The sequence below is a fragment of the Brevibacterium sp. VCM10 genome (assembly GCF_000583215.1).
Classification (GTDB): domain Bacteria; phylum Actinomycetota; class Actinomycetes; order Actinomycetales; family Brevibacteriaceae; genus Brevibacterium; species Brevibacterium linens.
This window is the reverse complement of the sequence record NZ_JAJB01000042.1, coordinates 21656-37246: the sequence shown is the minus strand read 5'-3', so window position 1 is coordinate 37246 and position 15591 is coordinate 21656. Positions and strand designations below refer to the sequence as shown.

Sequence of the window (15591 nt, the reverse complement as noted above, 5' to 3'; positions counted from 1 at the left end):
ACGGGTAGCGTGTCGAAAAACGGGTGCGCACGTGCGTTTCTCGACACTCCACCCGTGTCTCGACGGACGGCTGCTCGCCCAGCCCCTCAGCTGTACGAGTTGCGCAGGTCGCCGATGAGGGAGCGGGTCACCTCGGTGAGAGAGCCCGTGGTCCCGAAGACCTTCTGCAGTCGCTGGTAGGGCACGCCGCGTTCGACGATCGACGTGATCGAGTGCAGCTCGCTGCTGCAGCCCAGCCGTTCGGCGACGGGGGAGAGCCGCTCGATCTCGTCGGCGAGGCATTCGGTGACGAGACGCTCGTCGGCCGCGGCGTTTTCGATGATGATCGCGTCCATGCCGTAGCGGGCGGCGCGCCACTTGTTCTCGTTGTGGAACCAATCGGGCATCGTCGGCAGGGTCTCACCGGCGTCGAGGCGGGCAGACATGTCATCGACGAGGCATTGGATGAACGCGGTGACCGCGAGGATCTCCTCGAGCGTCGGCAGTCCGTCGCAGACGCGGACCTCGACGGTGCCCCAGTGCGGGGCGGGGCGGATGTCCCAGCGGATCTCGTTGATGTTGTCGATGATGCCGGTGGTGAGCATATCGTCGACGTACTTCTCGTAGTCCGCCCACGCATCGAACTGGAACGGCAGACCCGCCGTGGGCAGCTGCTGGAACATCATCGCCCGGTTCGAGGCATAGCCGGTGTCAGTCCCGCCCCAGAACGGAGACGATGCGGACAGTGCCTGCAGATGCGGGACATAAGCGAGCAGCGCGTTGACGATCGGCAGCACCTTGTCGCGCGAGTCGATGCCGACGTGGACGTGGACTCCGAAGATCAGCATGTTCCGCCCCCACCACTGGGTGCGATCGACGAGTTCGAGGTAACGGTCCTTCGCCCTGACCTCCTGCGACTGCCACTGGGCGAACGGGTGGGTGCCCGCCGACATCAGTTCGACGCCGCGCGCCTCGGTCAGCGTCCGCAGCGCTCCGATCGACGTGGCCAGGTCATCCGCAACGGTCGACACCTGGGTGTGCACGCCGGTGATGAGCTCGATGGTGTTCGTGAGCATCTCACCGACGATGTGCTTCTCGAACTCGGGCGCATGCTCGGCCACATCCGCCAACAGAGTCTCGGCAGCCGGAGTCAGGTCCAGGCTGCGAGAATCCAGCAGAGCCAGTTCCCACTCGACACCGAGGGTGGAGCGGGCAGAGCGTGCGAAATCGACCATGATCCGATCATAATCGCGCACGCTCGATTCGCCTGACTCAGCGGCAAGATTCGGCCTGTGTGATGTCCCGCATTCCCTCCCCGAGGCGGCTCTGCCGTCCCGCGATGCGCTCGCTTCCCTTGCCCCGCCGATCACGGCGCCCGACCAGCCAAGCATGGCCCCGGCCCGCCGATCACGCAGCGCGGCGCGCGTCCTCGGCCAGGCGGCTGCCCGAAGCGGTGTCGAAGAGGTGCAGGCGTGCGGCATCGGGAGCCACGCGCACGGTGTCGCCGCGGCGAATGGTCGACCGACCGGCGACACGTGCCACGACCGTCTTCTCGCCCGAGGCAAGTTCCGCGCGACCGTGGACGAAGGCATCGGCGCCGAGCTCCTCGACGAGATCGACGGTGACCTCGAGGCCTTGAGTCTCGGTGACCTGCAGGTCCTCCGGTCGGATGCCGACGGTGACGGTCTCACCCGTGACCTGGTCACGCTGCTCCGCCGTCAGGGACAGTTCGACATCGCCGAGGCGCAGCGACGTTCCCTCGACAGGCACGTCGATGAGGTTCATCGCCGGCGAGCCCATGAAGCCCGCGACGAAGAGATTCGCCGGACGATCGTAGAGATTCGCTGGAGTGTCCACCTGCTGCAGCCGGCCATCGGCGAGGACCGCGACCCGGTCGCCCATCGTCATCGCCTCCACCTGATCGTGGGTGACGTAGACCGTGGTGACACCGAGGCGGCGAGTCAGGGAGGCGATCTGCGCGCGGGTCTGCACACGCAGCTTCGCATCGAGGTTCGACAGCGGCTCGTCCATGAGGAAGACCTGCGGGGAGCGGACGATGGCGCGTCCCATCGCCACCCGCTGTCGCTGACCGCCGGACAGTGCCTTGGGTTTGCGGTCGAGGTACGGCTCCAGGTCGAGCAGCCGCGCGGCTTCGGCGACGCGCTGATCGCGTTCCTGCTTGGCGACTCCCGCGATCTTGAGCGCAAACGCCATGTTCTCGCGCACGCTCATATGCGGGTAGAGCGCATAGTTCTGGAACACCATCGCAATGTCCCGTTCCCTCGGGGAGAGGTCCGTGACATCGTGGTCGCCGATGCGGATGTGCCCGGAGTCGACGGGTTCGAGCCCGGCGAGCATGCGCAGGGTCGTCGACTTCCCGCAGCCCGAGGGGCCGACGAGGACGAGGAACTCCCCGTCGGCGATATCGAGGCTGACCTCGTCGACGGAGGGTTTGAGCGCTTCGGGATACTGACGCAGTGCGTTGTCGAAGGTGACAGTGGCCATTGTTCTCAACCTTTCACGGATGCGTGCGCACCCGAAGATCCACGGTGATCGGGCAGTGATTGATCGGACGATGAGCGTTCGGACGTAGAGGACTCTGACGAAGACCGTTCCTGCGTTGTGCGGTCGGGCGAGACGAGACCCGCCGTCTGCTGAGCAGCCGTCTGCGCTGCAAAGGACCGGTACTGCTGTCGCACCTGGGATGGCCGCGGATGCAGCGTGGCGACGAGCTCGACGGTCCAGTCGGGCAGGGCTCCCGACAGTGTCCACGCCGCCTGCCGAGCCGCCCCGATGGCGACGTATTCGGCCTGTTCGGGAACGTCGATGGGTACGGTGAAGATATCGCGGGCGACCTCCCGGACAGCAGGATTGCGCGCCGCCCCGCCGATGAGCAGCAGCCGTCCGGCCTCCAGACCCTGCGCCTGCACGGCATCGAGTCCGTCGGCCAGACCGCACAGCATGCCTTCGACGAAGGCACGAGCGACGTTCTCCGCCGAGGAGTTGCCCAGAGTCATCCCCTCGAGGCGGGCCGTGGCATCGGGCAGGTTCGGGGTGCGCTCGCCCTCGAAGTACGGTACGAGCGTGAGCCCGTCCGCTCCCGGCCGGGACGCCAGCGCCAGGGCCGCGAGTTCGTCGTGGCTGACCCGCAGCAGCGTCGCCGCCGAATCGAGGACCCGGGCGGCGTTGAGTGTGGCAACCAGCGGCAGGCGCCCGCCGTCGGCGGAGGCGAATCCGGCCACCGCTCCGGACGAATCGGCGATGGGCAGGTCGGTGGTCCCGAAGACGGTGCCCGAGGTTCCGATCGAGATGACGAGATCCCCCGAGGTGACCCCGAGTCCCAGCGCTGCGGCCGCATTGTCGCCGGTCCCGGGCCCCACGACGATTCCGTCCGGGCTGTGCCCGGCCGCCTCGTTGGGGGTGAGGACGCGGGGAAGGATGATCGCCGAGGCGGCATCGCCCTTTTCGTCCACGTCCGGCGAATCCGCCTCGACGTCGGTATCCGCGGCGCACGGCAGACCTGCGGCCTCACGAGCGGCCGCACCGAAGGCGATGCGGAAGAGATCGAGATCGTAGCGCGAAGTGGAGGGGTCGAAGTAGGCGGTGCCGCTGGCATCGGATGCGTCGGTGACCAGAGCATCGAGCACGGGACCGCGCGCGGAGGATTCGGCCGGGCCGTATCCGAGGAAACGCCAGCTCAGCCAGTCATGGGGCAGGGCGACGGCGGCGACCCGGGCGGCATTGTCCGGTTCGGCGACCTTGAGCCATCGCAGCTTGGCGGCGGTGAAGGAGGCGACGGGCAGGATCCCGGTGCGTGCGACATAGTCGGCGGCTCCGACCTCGGCGATGAGGTCTCTGGCCGCGGCCTTGCTGCGCAGATCGTTCCACAGCAGGGCATCGCGGATGACCCGGCCCTCGGCGTCGAGGGCGACGAGTCCATGCTGCTGACCGCTGATGCTCAATCCTGCGACGTCGTCGAGTCCGCCGGCGGCCGCGATCGCCTCCCGGAAGGCAGTCCACCATGCCTCGGGGGCGACCTCGGTGCCGGGAGGGTGCGGGGCCGAACCGGTGCGGATGATGTCCCCGGAGTCCGGGTCGGCGATGACGACCTTGCAGCTCTGCGTCGAGGAGTCGACACCGGCGACGAAACGACGGATGCTCATCGGGACTCCTCGGCGGCGGCCGAGGCGACCTCGGACGGTTCGGCAGAGGACGGGGCGACCTCGGACGGTTCGGCGGCGGGCGCACCGGGGCCGGCCGCCTCGGCGAGGATCTCATCGGCCAGCGCTCGGTCGATGATCGCGATATCGAGGATCCCGGCAGCACAGGCCGCGCGGACCGCGCGGGCGCGTTCGGCTCCGCGAGCGACTCCGACGGTCGTCGTGGCGCGGCGGAGCTGATCGAGGGTGACGGCGATGACGCGGTCGTCGATCGTGGTGACATCGGATCCGTCGGCGGCGAACAGACGTCCGGACACCTCGGCGATGGCACCGTCATCGATGCCCGCCTGCCGCTGGGCGGGGGAGCACTTCTCCCACACCGAGGACAGGCCCTCGGCCCAGGAGGCCACGGAGACCACGGCGAGGTCGAGGTCATCGGCGGCGGCCAGGGTCCCGGAGATCTCGGGCAGGGCACGCAGGTCATCGGCGGTACCGGCCTCGGTGACGAGCAGCGGGGCGGGGAGCCGAACCATGCTCACGGCCGGATCCTGTCCTAACCGGGTGAAGATCTCCGAGCTGGAACGATGCGATTCCAAACGGAGGGCACCGGCGAGCTGGACGATCGTGCACCGGGGCAGAGCCGGGGCGAACGCGGCCGCCGAATCGAGGGTGCGTGACCAGGACAGACCGATGCGCATCCCGGCGCGAGCCTGCCGGCCGACCAGTGACAGGGCGGCCCGGCCCATCTGCTGGGAAGCCTGGGAGGCATCGGGGATGTCGACGATGACGACCGAGTCGAGACTCAAGGTCGCGGCGACCCGCTCGGCCACGCCGTCCCCCTCACCGGCATCGGCTTCGATGGTGATGGTCACGACGCCGGCGTCGACGGCCTCTTGGAGGAGTCGGGCGACCTGGAACCGGCTGAGTCCGTGCGCCTTGCCGATCTCGACCTTGGAACGGCCCTCGAGGTAGTGATCGCGGGCCAGCTGCGCGAGAAAGCGGCGGTGGCGGGCGGTGGGCACCGTGGACATGGTCCTCCCTTCGGCGTCGACGTCTCTGTGTTCGCTCATATGTGAAGTGTTGCACATCTGATTGGTTCGTGACACAGTATTGCACATATGAGCACAGATGCTCATATGATTTTCTCGCAGCGAACCGATGGCGGGCTGCAATCCCGCAAGGACGAGGGAAGGCACAACGATGAAACACCTGATCACAGGCCGGAGAGTCACATGGGCGGCCATCGGCATGGTCGGAGCGCTGGCATTGTCCGGCTGCGGCGGCGCCGGCGGCAGCTCGGCCGGAGGCGGCGGCGATGAAGTCAACGTCCTCATGGTCAACAATCCGCAGATGCAGGATCTGCAGAAGCTCACGGCCGACCATTTCACCAAGGACACCGGCATCAAGGTCAACTACACCGTGCTGCCCGAGAACGAGGTGCGGGCGAAGATCGGCCAGGAGTTCGCCGCTCAGGCCGGCAACTACGACGTCGCCTCGCTGTCGAACTACGAGATCCCGACCTATGCGAACAACAAGTGGCTCACACCCATGGACGAGGGCGTCGCCGATGCCGAAGGCTTCGACCAGGACGACATCCTCGCCCCCATGGCCGAATCGATGACGGTCGACGACCAGATCTACGGTGAGCCGTTCTATGGTGAGGGCTCGTTCCTCATGTACCGCACGGACATCTTCGACAAGGCCGGTGTGGAGATGCCGGAGAAGCCGACCTGGGACGAAGTCGCGAAGCTCGCGGCGAAGGTCGACGGTGCGGAGAAGGGCACGAAGGGCATCTGCCTGCGCGGGCTGCCCGGCTGGGGTGAGATGTTCGCGCCGCTGACGACCGTGGTCAACACCTTCGGCGGAACCTGGTTCGACGAGGACTGGAATGCCCAGGTCGACTCCAAGGAATTCAAGGAAGCGACGAACTTCTACGTCGACCTCATCAAGGACCACGGCGAATCCGGCGCCCCGCAGGCCGGCTACACCGAATGCCTGACGAACCTGCAGCAGGGCAAGGTCGCCATGTGGTACGACTCGACGGCCGCCACCGGCACCCTCGAAGCCGATGACTCTCCCGTCAAGGGCAAGATCGGCTACGTCGCCGCCCCGGTGAAGGAGACGGATTCGAGCTCCTGGCTCTACACCTGGGCATGGGGAATCCAGGCAGCGGGCAAGAACCAGGACGCGGCGAAGCAGTTCGTCGCCTGGGCCTCGTCGAAGGACTACGAGGAGACCGTCGCCGAGGAGCTCGGCTGGCAGCACGTGCCGGCCGGCAAGCGCACCTCGACGTACGAGAACCCCGAGTACCAGAAGGCCGCCGAACCCTTCTATCAGCAGACGGAGGACGCCATCAACTCGGCCGATCCCGAGAACCCGGGCGTGCAGCCGCGCCCGACGCTGGGCGTCCAGTTCGTGACGATCCCCGAATTCGCGGACCTCGCCACGGGCATCTCCGAGGACGTCAGCTCCGCCATCGCCGGACGCACGACCGTCGACAAGGCACTGGAGAAGGGACAGAAGGAAGCCGAGAAGGTCGGAGACAAGTACAAGAAGTGACCGATCGCCTCGGGGCGGGTGACGATTGCCCTCCCCGAGGCGGCCCCGGTCGGTCCGTGACACCGGACCGGCCCCGGCCCTGCCGAACCACTCACCCGACGAAGGATGTTCGAAGTGTCAGCTTCCGCCGCCGAGCGTGCATCGCAGCCGATCACGCCGCCGAAACCCCGTGCCAAGGACCGATGGCTCAAACGTGCGCCCATGCTGCCGGCGCTGATCTTCGTCATCCTCGTCACCCAGATTCCGTTCGCGATCACGATCATCATCTCGTTCATGAACTGGAACGCCGCCTACCCCGATGACATCAGCTTCGGCACCGTGGCCAACTATGTCACCGTCTTCACCGATGCAGACCTGCTCAAGGCCGTCATGGTCACCGTCGGGCTCACCGTCGGCGTCGTGCTGGCCTCGGCACTGCTGGGCCTGGGCATCGCCCTGCTGCTCGATCGGAAGTTCATCGGCCGCGGCTTCGTCCGCACCCTGATGATCACCCCGTTCCTCGTCGTCCCCGTCGCCGCGGCACTGCTGTTCAAGCACGCGATCTTCAACCCCTCGTACGGACTGATCAACGGGCTGCTGACGACCGTGTTCGGTGACAACGCCCCGCAGCCGGACCTCATGACCTCGAACCCCCTGCTGGGCATCGGGATCGTCCTCGTCTGGCAGTGGACGCCGTTCATGATGCTCATCATGCTCGCCGGACTGCAGTCACGACCCATGGACGTCTACGAGGCTGCCCTGGTCGACGGGGCCGGACACTGGCAGACCTTCCGCTTCATCACGCTGCCCCACCTGCGCCGATACATCGAACTCGCCGCACTGCTGGGCACGATCTACATCGTCCAGAACTTCGACATGGTCTTCACCATGACCTCCGGCGGGCTCGGCACCGCCACCCTGCCGTACGTCATCTACCAGGAGTTCTTCGTCGCCCAGGACTACGGAGTCGCCTCCGCCGTCGGCGTCATCGTCGTCATCGCCTCGCTCATCATCGCGACCTTCGCCCTGCGCACCGCATCGACCCTGCTCAAGGAGGAGAACTCATGAGCACCCCCGAGACCCGGGCGCCGCTGAACACGCGCACTGCCCCCGGCGTCACCCCCGCCGCGACCGACCCCGGCTCACCCGGATCGGTCGAGCCGCCTCGGCGAAAGGCGAACGCACCGAGGCGGCCCGGCCAAGGGCGGGCCGGCAAGATCCTGCTCGGCCTGTTGGCCTGGTTCGTCGGACTCCTGTTCGTCTCACCCCTGCTGTGGATGCTGCTGACCAGCCTGCACGCCGAAACCGACGCCTCGACGAACCCGCCGAGCTACTTCGCCCCACTGACGCTGGAGTCCTTCGTCAACTTCTTCGGCGGCGGCAACGGCGCGAACCCGTGGCCGTTCCTCATCAACTCCGCGGTCGCCGCGATCGTCTCGACGCTCATCGTCCTCGTCCTGTCCACGATGGCCGCATACTCGCTGGCGATCCGCCGCATCGAACGCTGGTCGGACGTGCTGTTCTTCCTCCTGTCGACGAAGATGCTGCCGATGGTCGCGGGTCTCCTGCCCGTCTACCTCGTCGCGAAGTCCTTCGGCATCCTCGACACCTGGCTGCTGCTCATCATCATCTATTCTGCGATGAACATGCCGATCGCGGTGTGGATGATGCGCTCCTTCCTCGCCGAGGTGCCCGTCGAAGTCCTCGAAGCCGCCGAACTCGACGGTGCCCGACTGCCGCGCGTGTTCGTCCAGATCCTGCTGCCGCTGACCGCCCCCGGACTGGCCGCGACCGCCCTGATCTGCTTCATCTTCTCGTGGAACGAACTCCTCTTCGCCACCGTGCTCACCTCCACGGCGGCGTCGACGGCACCCGTGTTCCTCACCAGCTTCGTCACCTCCCAGGGTCTGTTCCTGTCGCAGGTGTGCGCTGCCTCGCTCATCATCTCCGTGCCCGTCCTCGTGGCCGGAATCGCCGCCCAGGACAAACTCGTCCAGGGCCTGTCCATGGGAGCCGTCAAATGACCGCACCACACACCGCACCGTCCGATCCTCGCCGAGGCGCGACCCCCTTGGCCCTGACCACGGAGAACCTCGCCGAGGTGGCCGACCACGGCATCGCCGTTCCCACCTATGATCGCTCGGCCGTGAGCCCCGGCATCGTCCACTTCGGAGTCGGCGGATTCCACCGCGCCCATATGGCGATGGTCCTCGACGACCTGCTCGGGGCTGGGCTCGCCGCCGACTGGGGGATCGTCGGAGCCGGTGTGCTGCCCCACGATGTGGCCATGCGCGATGCGCTCGCCGACCAGGATCACCTGTACACGCTCACCCTCAAACATGCCGATGGAACCAAGGAACGGCGGGTGATCGGGTCGATCATCGACTACCGGTTCGGACCCGACGACCCGGCCGGACTGCTCGATCTGCTCACCGACGAACAGATCCGGATCGTCTCGCTCACCGTCACCGAAGGCGGATACAACGTCAACCCCGTCACCGGAGAGTTCATCGCGCAAGAGCCGATGATCGTGGCCGATGTCGAGGCGCTGCGGGCGGGCGCACTGCCGGCGACGGTCTTCGGGTATGTCGTCTCCGCGCTGCGGGCGCGACGCGCGGCCGGTATCGATCCGTTCACCGTGCAGTCGTGTGACAACATCTCGGAGAACGGCGATGTGGCGGCGAAGATGTTCTCGGCCTTCGCTCGTCTCGTCGATGCCGAACTCGCCGACTGGATCGCCGAGTCCGTGGCGTTCCCGAACTCGATGGTCGACCGCATCACCCCGGCCACCACCGACGGTGACCGCGCCGATCTGGTGGCCGACACGGGCGTGGCCGATGCCTGGCCGGTCGTCGCCGAACCGTTCTTCCAATGGGTGCTCGAAGACGAATTCACCTCTGGTCGTCCGCCCTATGAGGAGGCACGGGTGCAGGTCGTCGACGATGTGCAGCCCTATGAGCACATGAAGCTGCGCCTGCTCAACTCCGGGCATCAGGGGCTCGCGTACTTCGGCCTCCTCGGCGGATACACCTTCGCCCACGAGGCGATGGCGAACCCGGACATCCCCGTCTACCTGCGCCGATACATGGATGAGGAAGGCACACCGAGTCTGGCACCGCTGCCCGGAATCGACCTGGACGCCTACAAGGACTCCCTCATCGAACGGTTCAGCAACCCGGAGATCCGCGACACCCTCGCCCGCCTCGGCGCGGAGTCGTCTGACCGGATCCCCAAATGGCTGCTGCCGGTCGTCAAGGACAACCTCGCCTCGGGCCACCCGATCGAGGTGGCCGCGGCGATCTGCGCCTCGTGGGCCCGCTATGCCGAAGGGCATGATGAGACCGGCGGTCGGTTCACCATCGTCGACCGCTATGCCGACGAACTGCAGGCAGTGGCGGCGACACAGGGAGAGGACCCGCTGGCATTCGTCCGGCAGGAACAGTTCTTCGGACCGCTGGCCGAGGAGCCGAGGTTCACCGAACCGTATCTCAAGGCACTGACATCGCTGCACGAACGGGGAGCGAAGGAGACCGCCCGCCGCCTGGCCGCTCACGACGAGCTCTGACCCAGGCGGCACGCAGGCGAGAACGTCTAGCATGGGGGCATGTTGCGTTCCCGCCTGAGTTTTCTGGCCCTGACCACGACTCTCGCGCTCGTCGGCTGTTCCGGCGGAGCGTCAGCCCCCGAATCCTCCACGGCCGGACAGAATTCCTCCGCCGATTCGGGTGCTCAGACCCAAGCACAATCTGAGGCCCAGACCGAATCGTCCCTCGACGACCCCGCCGACGCGGATCCGGCCGATTTCGAGGACGAGGCCGCGGACATCGTCGGAGACTTCTCCGACGAGGAGCTCGCCGGGTCGCTCATCATCGGCACCTGGGAAGGCACGGATACGCAGACCCCGGTGGAAATGGTCAAGCAGAACCACCTCGGCGGGGTCATCGTCATGGGCTACAACCTGTCGGAGAACCCGACGAAGGGCCAGGTCACGGAACTGACCGGTCAGATCTCCGGGGCGCGGACGAAGGGCCAGCCCGTATCGATCGGCGTCGACCAGGAGGGCGGCCCGGTGTCGCGCCTGGGCACCGCTGCTCTGCCGTTCCCGCCGCTCATGGGCTTAGCCGCGACCGATGATTCCGATCTCATCACCGACGCCACGACCGTGCAGGGGCGGAACCTCACCGATCTGGGCTTCACCATCGACTTCGCTCCGGACTCCGACGTGACGGTCGGGCCGAAGGACAAGGCGATCAACGTCCGTTCGGGCGGCACCGACCATGAGGGTGTCGCCGAGGTCGTCGCCGACGCCGTCGAGGGCTACCGGTCCGGTGGGGTGTCGAGCTCGGCGAAGCACTTCCCGGGACACGGCCGCCTCGGCGTGGATTCGCACGAGAGCCTGCCGGTGTCGGAGACGTCGATCGAGGAGATGGAGGACTCGGATCTCCTGCCGTTCAAGTCCGCGGTCAAGGCCGGGGTGCCGATGGTGATGATGGGGCATATCGGTCTGCCCGATGCGAAGACGACGCCCGCGACGTTGAACAAGAAGGCGTACTCTGCGCTGCGGGAGACCCTCGACTATGACGGTGTCATCACCACGGACGCGCTGAACATGAAGGCCGTGCCGCAGAACCTCAAGGGCGGAGAGACCGTCAAGGCGCTCGCCGCCGGAGCCGATATCGCGCTCATGCCCCCGGATTCGGCGGCCGCGCAGAAGGCGATCGTCACGGCGATGGGGGACGGGACGCTGAAGAAGAAGGACCTCGTCGAGAAGTCCGAACGCGTCGTCGCCGCACAGCTGGCCACCGCCGAAGCGCAGAAGAGCGTGCGGGCCGGGGACTCGGATGCGAAGGATCCGAAGAAGGTCCTGACGAAGGTGGCCGATGGGTCCCTCACCGTGCTCAAAGGCGAATGCTCCTTCACAGGCACCGATTCGATCTCGATCGTCGGCGGCAGCGACAAGGAGAAGGCCGCACTGAAGGAAGCGGCCGAGGCCGAAGACCTCACCGTCGGATCCGGTGGAACCTCCGTGAGTCTGAGCCCGTCGACGTCGGCCGAGGTGGCCGTCGGCACCGCCGCTCCATGGACGATGCGCAGCACTCCGGCGAAGTCTGCGGTGACCGCATACGATTCGAACCCCTATGCGCTGCGGGCCGTGGCGAAGTGGCTGAAAGGCGACCTCGAAGCATCGGGTCAGCTGCCTGCCGAATACGACGGCAGCGACAAGGCCCCCGACTGCGGGTGAGCACGGCCGACCGGGACCGGCCGGGGCTGACCGGGGTCGACCGTGCGAGTTCCGGACGATGCGTGCTGGAAGACCACCTGGAATCCCGCACGGATCGTCCGGAACTCGCTCCTGTGACCCCTCGGGGCCGAGGAGCACAGCAGCGCCAAGGATTCGGAGACGAGAACACCCCTCGCCAGCCGGCGAGGGGTGTCCCTGGAGTTGAGAGGGCTCCTCTGAGTTGAGAAGACAGCTCAGAGCCGCTGCGGGACTCAGTGCTGTTGTGGGAATCAGAGGACGCGGACGAACTGGGCGCCCTGCTGAGTCATCCAATCGACGCTGCGGTAGCTGGTGTTCACGCGCGTGTTCCCTGCGTCGTACATCATTCCGTCGCCCGCGTAGATGCCGACGTGCCCCGGCGACCAGATGATGTCTCCGGCCTTCGCCTCGGATGCCGAGACAATCTGCCCGGCACCCTTCTGAGCCGAAGACGTCCGCGGAAGATTCACCCCCACCTTGCCGTAGACGTATGAGGTGTAGCCCGAGCAGTCCCAACCGCTGGGCGACGTCCCGCCCGACACATATGGCGTGCCGACGTACTGTTTTGCGATGGCGATGACCTGCTCGGCCTTCGAGCCGTCCGGGACCTCGACACCCCCGGAACCCGAGTCCGCGCTGTCGTCCTTGCTCTTGTCATCGCCCGAATCGGCTGGACCCTCATCGCTGGTGCCGGGGGAATCGGACGAACCATCGTCCGAGGACTCGCTCGGCTCCTCCTCCGGCTCCTCGGCAGGCGTCGGCTCTGCGACGGTCGTCTCCGGCTCCTCCTTCGGCTCGGGTTTCGGCTTCGGTTTGGGCTTCGGCTTGGGAGCGGCTTCGGCGGTGACGAGGTCTGTGTCGACGGTGACCTCAGCCTCCTGGTCGCCCTTCTCCGATGAACCGCCGGCATCGATGGTCGGCGTCTGGTTCTTGAACTCGACGGGCGCCTGCTTCTCGGACTCAGCCGCGACCTTCGCCTCGTCGTCGGTTCCCTGTCCGGCGGCGGGGAGGACCGCCGCGGTGAGCAGTCCGCCGCTGGCCGCGACGACTGCGGCGCGGCGGCCGAATGCGCCGGAGTTCGCTGCGAGCAGTTCGCTCAACTCGGTCAGTGGTGTTTTGGCCTTGACGTTCGCGGCGCGGCGGCCGTGCTGCTGAGATGCCACGATTTCCTCTCGTTGCCTGGCTGTCTGTGACGATGTGCTCCACTGTAACTAATTCGTGATCTTCTGTCACGTTTTTGTTACAAAAGGATTGCGCGGCAGGGGCGGATACATAATCCCAGGTCACACGCTTATTGCTGGAAGGAGCGGCTGGTGAGAGGTTGTGTTTCCGTCTGCTTGCGGCTGTGACTCGGCACGCAGTCGCAGTCGTGAATAACGGTTCGTGACATTGGCGGCGTGATTCTCAGGTCGATCCGCGTCGTTTTTCACGCCCAGACCATCGTGGATCGACTCAAGAATGCCGATGGCGTCGGCGGCGGTGGTGAATGAGTCTCAGGCTCCGGTTTCGACCGGTCGGTCGGGATCGGACGACCAACCGGACCAGCTCGCGGGGTAGAGGCTGGCGTCGACTCCGAGGGTCGCCAGCGCCAGAGCATTGTGGCAGGCGGTGACTCCCGAACCGCAGTACACGCCGACGGGACCATCGAGGGCACCCAGCTCAGTGAAGCGTTCGCGCAGCCGCGCCTCGGGCAGGAACGTCCCCGCGGGGACGTTGTCCGTGGCAGGGGCACTCTTCGCCCCGGGAATATGACCGGCCCGCGGATCGAGCGGTTCGGTCTCCCCACGGAAGCGCTCACCGGCGCGGGCATCGAGCAGGACTCCGTCGAAGCCGGCCGCCGCCTCGGCGTCGATGACGGGCAGCGAGTCCGGGCTGATCTCCACGGCACTGGGGGCGACCTCGGGGGAGTCGCCGGTCTCGAGCGTCCCGTCGGCATCACGATAGGCGGCGAGTCCGCCGTCGAGGACCCGTGCGCTCAGCCCGGCCCAACGCAGCAGCCACCAGGCCCGGGCCGCGCCTAGGGACGAATTGTCGTCATAGACCACGACCTCGGTGCCTTCGTCGATGCCCCAGGAGCGCACCGTCTCCTGGAAGGCTTCGGCGCTCGGCAGCGGATGCCTGCCCGCCGTCGGGTCGGTGGTGTCGTGGTCGGCGAGTTCGGTGTCGAGGTCGACATAGATTGCGCCGGGGATGTGCCCGGCGGCGAAGTCCTCGCGGCCATCGGGTTTGGGCAGGGTCCAGCGGACGTCGAGCAGCCTCGGCGCGGGGGAGTCGGCCATTCGGGTGAGCAGGTCATCGGCGCTGATGAGAACGTCGGAGCGGGTCATTTCGATCTCCTTCACGGGCAGGTGGGGCAGGGTTGCACCGGTGGGCGAGCAGAGTCGTACCGGTAGTGGGACGGGGTCACACCGGTTGGGTGAGCAGGACGACGTGCTTGTCGCCGAGCCGGGTGAACACGAGTGTGGCTTTGTCGCCCTTGGGCAGTTTGAGTTGGCGTCGGACCTGGTCGGGCACGATGTCGGCCCCGCGCTTCTTGATCACGACCGAGCCGATTCCGCGGGAGACGAGCTCCTTGCGCAGGCTCGGGACCTTCGCGGGCAGAACGTCGACGACCTCGTAGGCGGTGACACCTGCCGATGCTGGGCCGTTCGGTTCGACATCGGTGGTCAGATAGGCGATCTTCGGGTGGAGTCGGCGGGCCTGCAGCGGTGCGCACAGGGCGGCGACGAGTCCGGCGCGCACGATCGCCCCGTCGGGTTCGAGGAGGTACTTTCCGAGCTCCCCGATGCCCGCTTCGTCCTCGTCGGGCAGGTTGTCCTCGTGGACGAGGAGGGTGCGCTCGCCCATGACGAGGGCTCCGCGGCCCGGTCGCTGCCGGGCAGCACCGAAGTAGAGGCAGACCTCGACGACCTCGCCGTTATGGGAGACCCACTGGGCTTCGGCGTCCTCGGGCACGAGGTCGTGGTCGAGTGCCGGGCCGAGCTTCACTCCGGCCGACTTCGCCGCGTTCGCCTGCTCGATCACCCACGACAGTGAGGGGGAGAACGCCTCGGGGTCGGTGATGCGGGCGGTCGATCCGCGTTTGTCGGCCTTGCCGACGGTTCGCCGGGCCGGATCGAACCAGAGGGCATCGAATCCGGCGAGGTCGACATCCTCGGCGCGCGCGTGGTCGACGGCGGCATCGGGCAGATGGCGGAGGTTGAAGGCGGCAATGGCGGCGGTGACCTCGTCGGCGTCGACGGCCGAGACCTGCGCACCCATTCCGGCGAAGGCGACCGAGTCCGCGCCGATCCCGCACCCGAGATCGGCGATGCGGAAGGACTCACCCTCGGCCGTGTCCCCGATGAGGCGACGCGCATGATGAGCGGCGACCGGCAGCCGCGTGGCCTGGGCCAGCCCGTCACGGGTGAAGAGCATGTCCTCGGCGAAGGGTCCGAGCTTCGCGGCCGCCTCCTGCCGCAGCCGCGCCTGAGTGAGCAGGGCCGCGGTCGCCTCGGCGGAGTAGCCCTCCTTCCGCAAGGCCGTCGACCGGGCGAGCTCATCGCCTGCGAGGTCGTCGATGCGATCGAGCCGGTCGAGGACGGCGACGTCGAGCAGTTCGGTCAGTGTCTGCGGATCCATAGGCTTCACCCTATCGTCTGCGAGGTGGGGTCT

General features: G+C 67.0%; 12 protein-coding genes. 5 read left to right on the top strand and 7 right to left on the bottom strand.

What is annotated here, in order from left to right:
• Window positions 1-86: 86 nt before the first annotated feature.
• The 4 genes from AD89_RS0112880 to AD89_RS0112865 all read right to left on the bottom strand — a co-directional run bounded on the left by AD89_RS0112880 (window position 87) and on the right by AD89_RS0112865 (window position 5209).
• Window positions 87-1214, bottom strand: coding sequence for a glutamate--cysteine ligase (locus AD89_RS0112880; RefSeq protein WP_025779516.1), 1128 nt, complete (start codon window positions 1212-1214; stop codon window positions 87-89).
• A 172-nt stretch (window positions 1215-1386) separates the two neighbouring features.
• Entirely contained in the window at window positions 1387-2484 is a 1098-nt protein-coding gene (locus AD89_RS0112875) for an ABC transporter ATP-binding protein (RefSeq protein WP_025779514.1), read from the bottom strand.
• A 5-nt stretch (window positions 2485-2489) separates the two neighbouring features.
• Window positions 2490-4142 carry a xylulokinase gene (locus tag AD89_RS0112870; RefSeq protein ID WP_025779511.1) on the bottom strand — a complete coding sequence of 551 codons (1653 nt, stop codon included), beginning with the start codon at window positions 4140-4142 and terminating at the stop codon, window positions 2490-2492.
• Window positions 4139-5209: a sugar-binding domain-containing protein gene (locus AD89_RS0112865; RefSeq protein ID WP_025779509.1), complete on the bottom strand. Its 1071-nt coding sequence runs from the start codon at window positions 5207-5209 to the stop codon at window positions 4139-4141. The genes AD89_RS0112870 and AD89_RS0112865 overlap by 4 nt, the downstream gene beginning before the upstream one ends.
• A 130-nt stretch (window positions 5210-5339) precedes the next feature.
• Between AD89_RS0112865 and AD89_RS0112860 the strand changes: the two genes are divergently transcribed.
• The 5 genes from AD89_RS0112860 (at window position 5340) to AD89_RS0112840 (ending at window position 11919) form a co-directional block, all read left to right on the top strand.
• Complete coding sequence (locus tag AD89_RS0112860; protein ID WP_025779507.1) at window positions 5340-6698, top strand: ABC transporter substrate-binding protein; 1359 nt, start codon at window positions 5340-5342, stop codon at window positions 6696-6698.
• Between the two features lie 105 nt (window positions 6699-6803).
• The gene (locus AD89_RS0112855; RefSeq protein WP_051505252.1) at window positions 6804-7745 is read left to right on the top strand and encodes a carbohydrate ABC transporter permease; all 942 of its coding nucleotides are present in this window, start codon (window positions 6804-6806) and stop codon (window positions 7743-7745) included.
• Window positions 7742-8701 carry a carbohydrate ABC transporter permease gene (locus AD89_RS0112850; RefSeq protein WP_025779503.1) on the top strand — a complete coding sequence of 320 codons (960 nt, stop codon included), beginning with the start codon at window positions 7742-7744 and terminating at the stop codon, window positions 8699-8701. The genes AD89_RS0112855 and AD89_RS0112850 overlap by 4 nt, the downstream gene beginning before the upstream one ends.
• The gene (locus AD89_RS0112845) at window positions 8698-10242 is read left to right on the top strand and encodes a mannitol dehydrogenase family protein (RefSeq protein ID WP_081770473.1); all 1545 of its coding nucleotides are present in this window, start codon (window positions 8698-8700) and stop codon (window positions 10240-10242) included. Before AD89_RS0112850 ends, AD89_RS0112845 begins: the two co-directional genes overlap by 4 nt.
• Before the next feature lie 39 nt (window positions 10243-10281).
• Entirely contained in the window at window positions 10282-11919 is a 1638-nt protein-coding gene (locus tag AD89_RS0112840) for a glycoside hydrolase family 3 N-terminal domain-containing protein (RefSeq protein ID WP_025779499.1), read from the top strand.
• Window positions 11920-12188: 269 nt separating this feature from the next.
• On the opposite strand, the gene AD89_RS0112835 is transcribed toward AD89_RS0112840, so the two are convergent.
• The 3 genes from AD89_RS0112835 to AD89_RS0112825 all read right to left on the bottom strand — a co-directional run bounded on the left by AD89_RS0112835 (window position 12189) and on the right by AD89_RS0112825 (window position 15558).
• Complete coding sequence (locus AD89_RS0112835) at window positions 12189-13100, bottom strand: C40 family peptidase (protein ID WP_025779497.1); 912 nt, start codon at window positions 13098-13100, stop codon at window positions 12189-12191.
• A 330-nt stretch (window positions 13101-13430) separates the two neighbouring features.
• Window positions 13431-14264 (bottom strand): sulfurtransferase, encoded by an 834-nt coding sequence (locus AD89_RS0112830; RefSeq protein ID WP_025779495.1) that lies wholly within the window; start codon window positions 14262-14264, stop codon window positions 13431-13433.
• A 76-nt stretch (window positions 14265-14340) separates the two neighbouring features.
• Entirely contained in the window at window positions 14341-15558 is a 1218-nt protein-coding gene (locus tag AD89_RS0112825) for a class I SAM-dependent methyltransferase (protein ID WP_025779493.1), read from the bottom strand.
• Between the last annotated feature and the right edge of the window lie 33 nt (window positions 15559-15591).

Excerpts from the sequence above, each read along its gene's own strand:
- AD89_RS0112875 (WP_025779514.1), bottom strand. The coding sequence starts at position 2,484 with ATGGCCACTGTCACCTTCGACAACGCACTGCGTCAGTATCCCGAAGCG.
- AD89_RS0112860 (WP_025779507.1), top strand. The coding sequence starts at position 5,340 with ATGAAACACCTGATCACAGGCCGGAGAGTCACATGGGCGGCCATCGGC.
- AD89_RS0112825 (WP_025779493.1), bottom strand. The coding sequence starts at position 15,558 with ATGGATCCGCAGACACTGACCGAACTGCTCGACGTCGCCGTCCTCGAC.
- AD89_RS0112880 (WP_025779516.1), bottom strand. The coding sequence starts at position 1,214 with ATGGTCGATTTCGCACGCTCTGCCCGCTCCACCCTCGGTGTCGAGTGG.
- AD89_RS0112855 (WP_051505252.1), top strand. The coding sequence starts at position 6,804 with ATGTTCGAAGTGTCAGCTTCCGCCGCCGAGCGTGCATCGCAGCCGATC.
- AD89_RS0112865 (WP_025779509.1), bottom strand. The coding sequence starts at position 5,209 with ATGAGCGAACACAGAGACGTCGACGCCGAAGGGAGGACCATGTCCACG.
- AD89_RS0112845 (WP_081770473.1), top strand. The coding sequence starts at position 8,698 with ATGACCGCACCACACACCGCACCGTCCGATCCTCGCCGAGGCGCGACC.
- AD89_RS0112870 (WP_025779511.1), bottom strand. The coding sequence starts at position 4,142 with ATGAGCATCCGTCGTTTCGTCGCCGGTGTCGACTCCTCGACGCAGAGC.
- AD89_RS0112830 (WP_025779495.1), bottom strand. The coding sequence starts at position 14,264 with ATGACCCGCTCCGACGTTCTCATCAGCGCCGATGACCTGCTCACCCGA.
- AD89_RS0112840 (WP_025779499.1), top strand. The coding sequence starts at position 10,282 with ATGTTGCGTTCCCGCCTGAGTTTTCTGGCCCTGACCACGACTCTCGCG.
- AD89_RS0112850 (WP_025779503.1), top strand. The coding sequence starts at position 7,742 with ATGAGCACCCCCGAGACCCGGGCGCCGCTGAACACGCGCACTGCCCCC.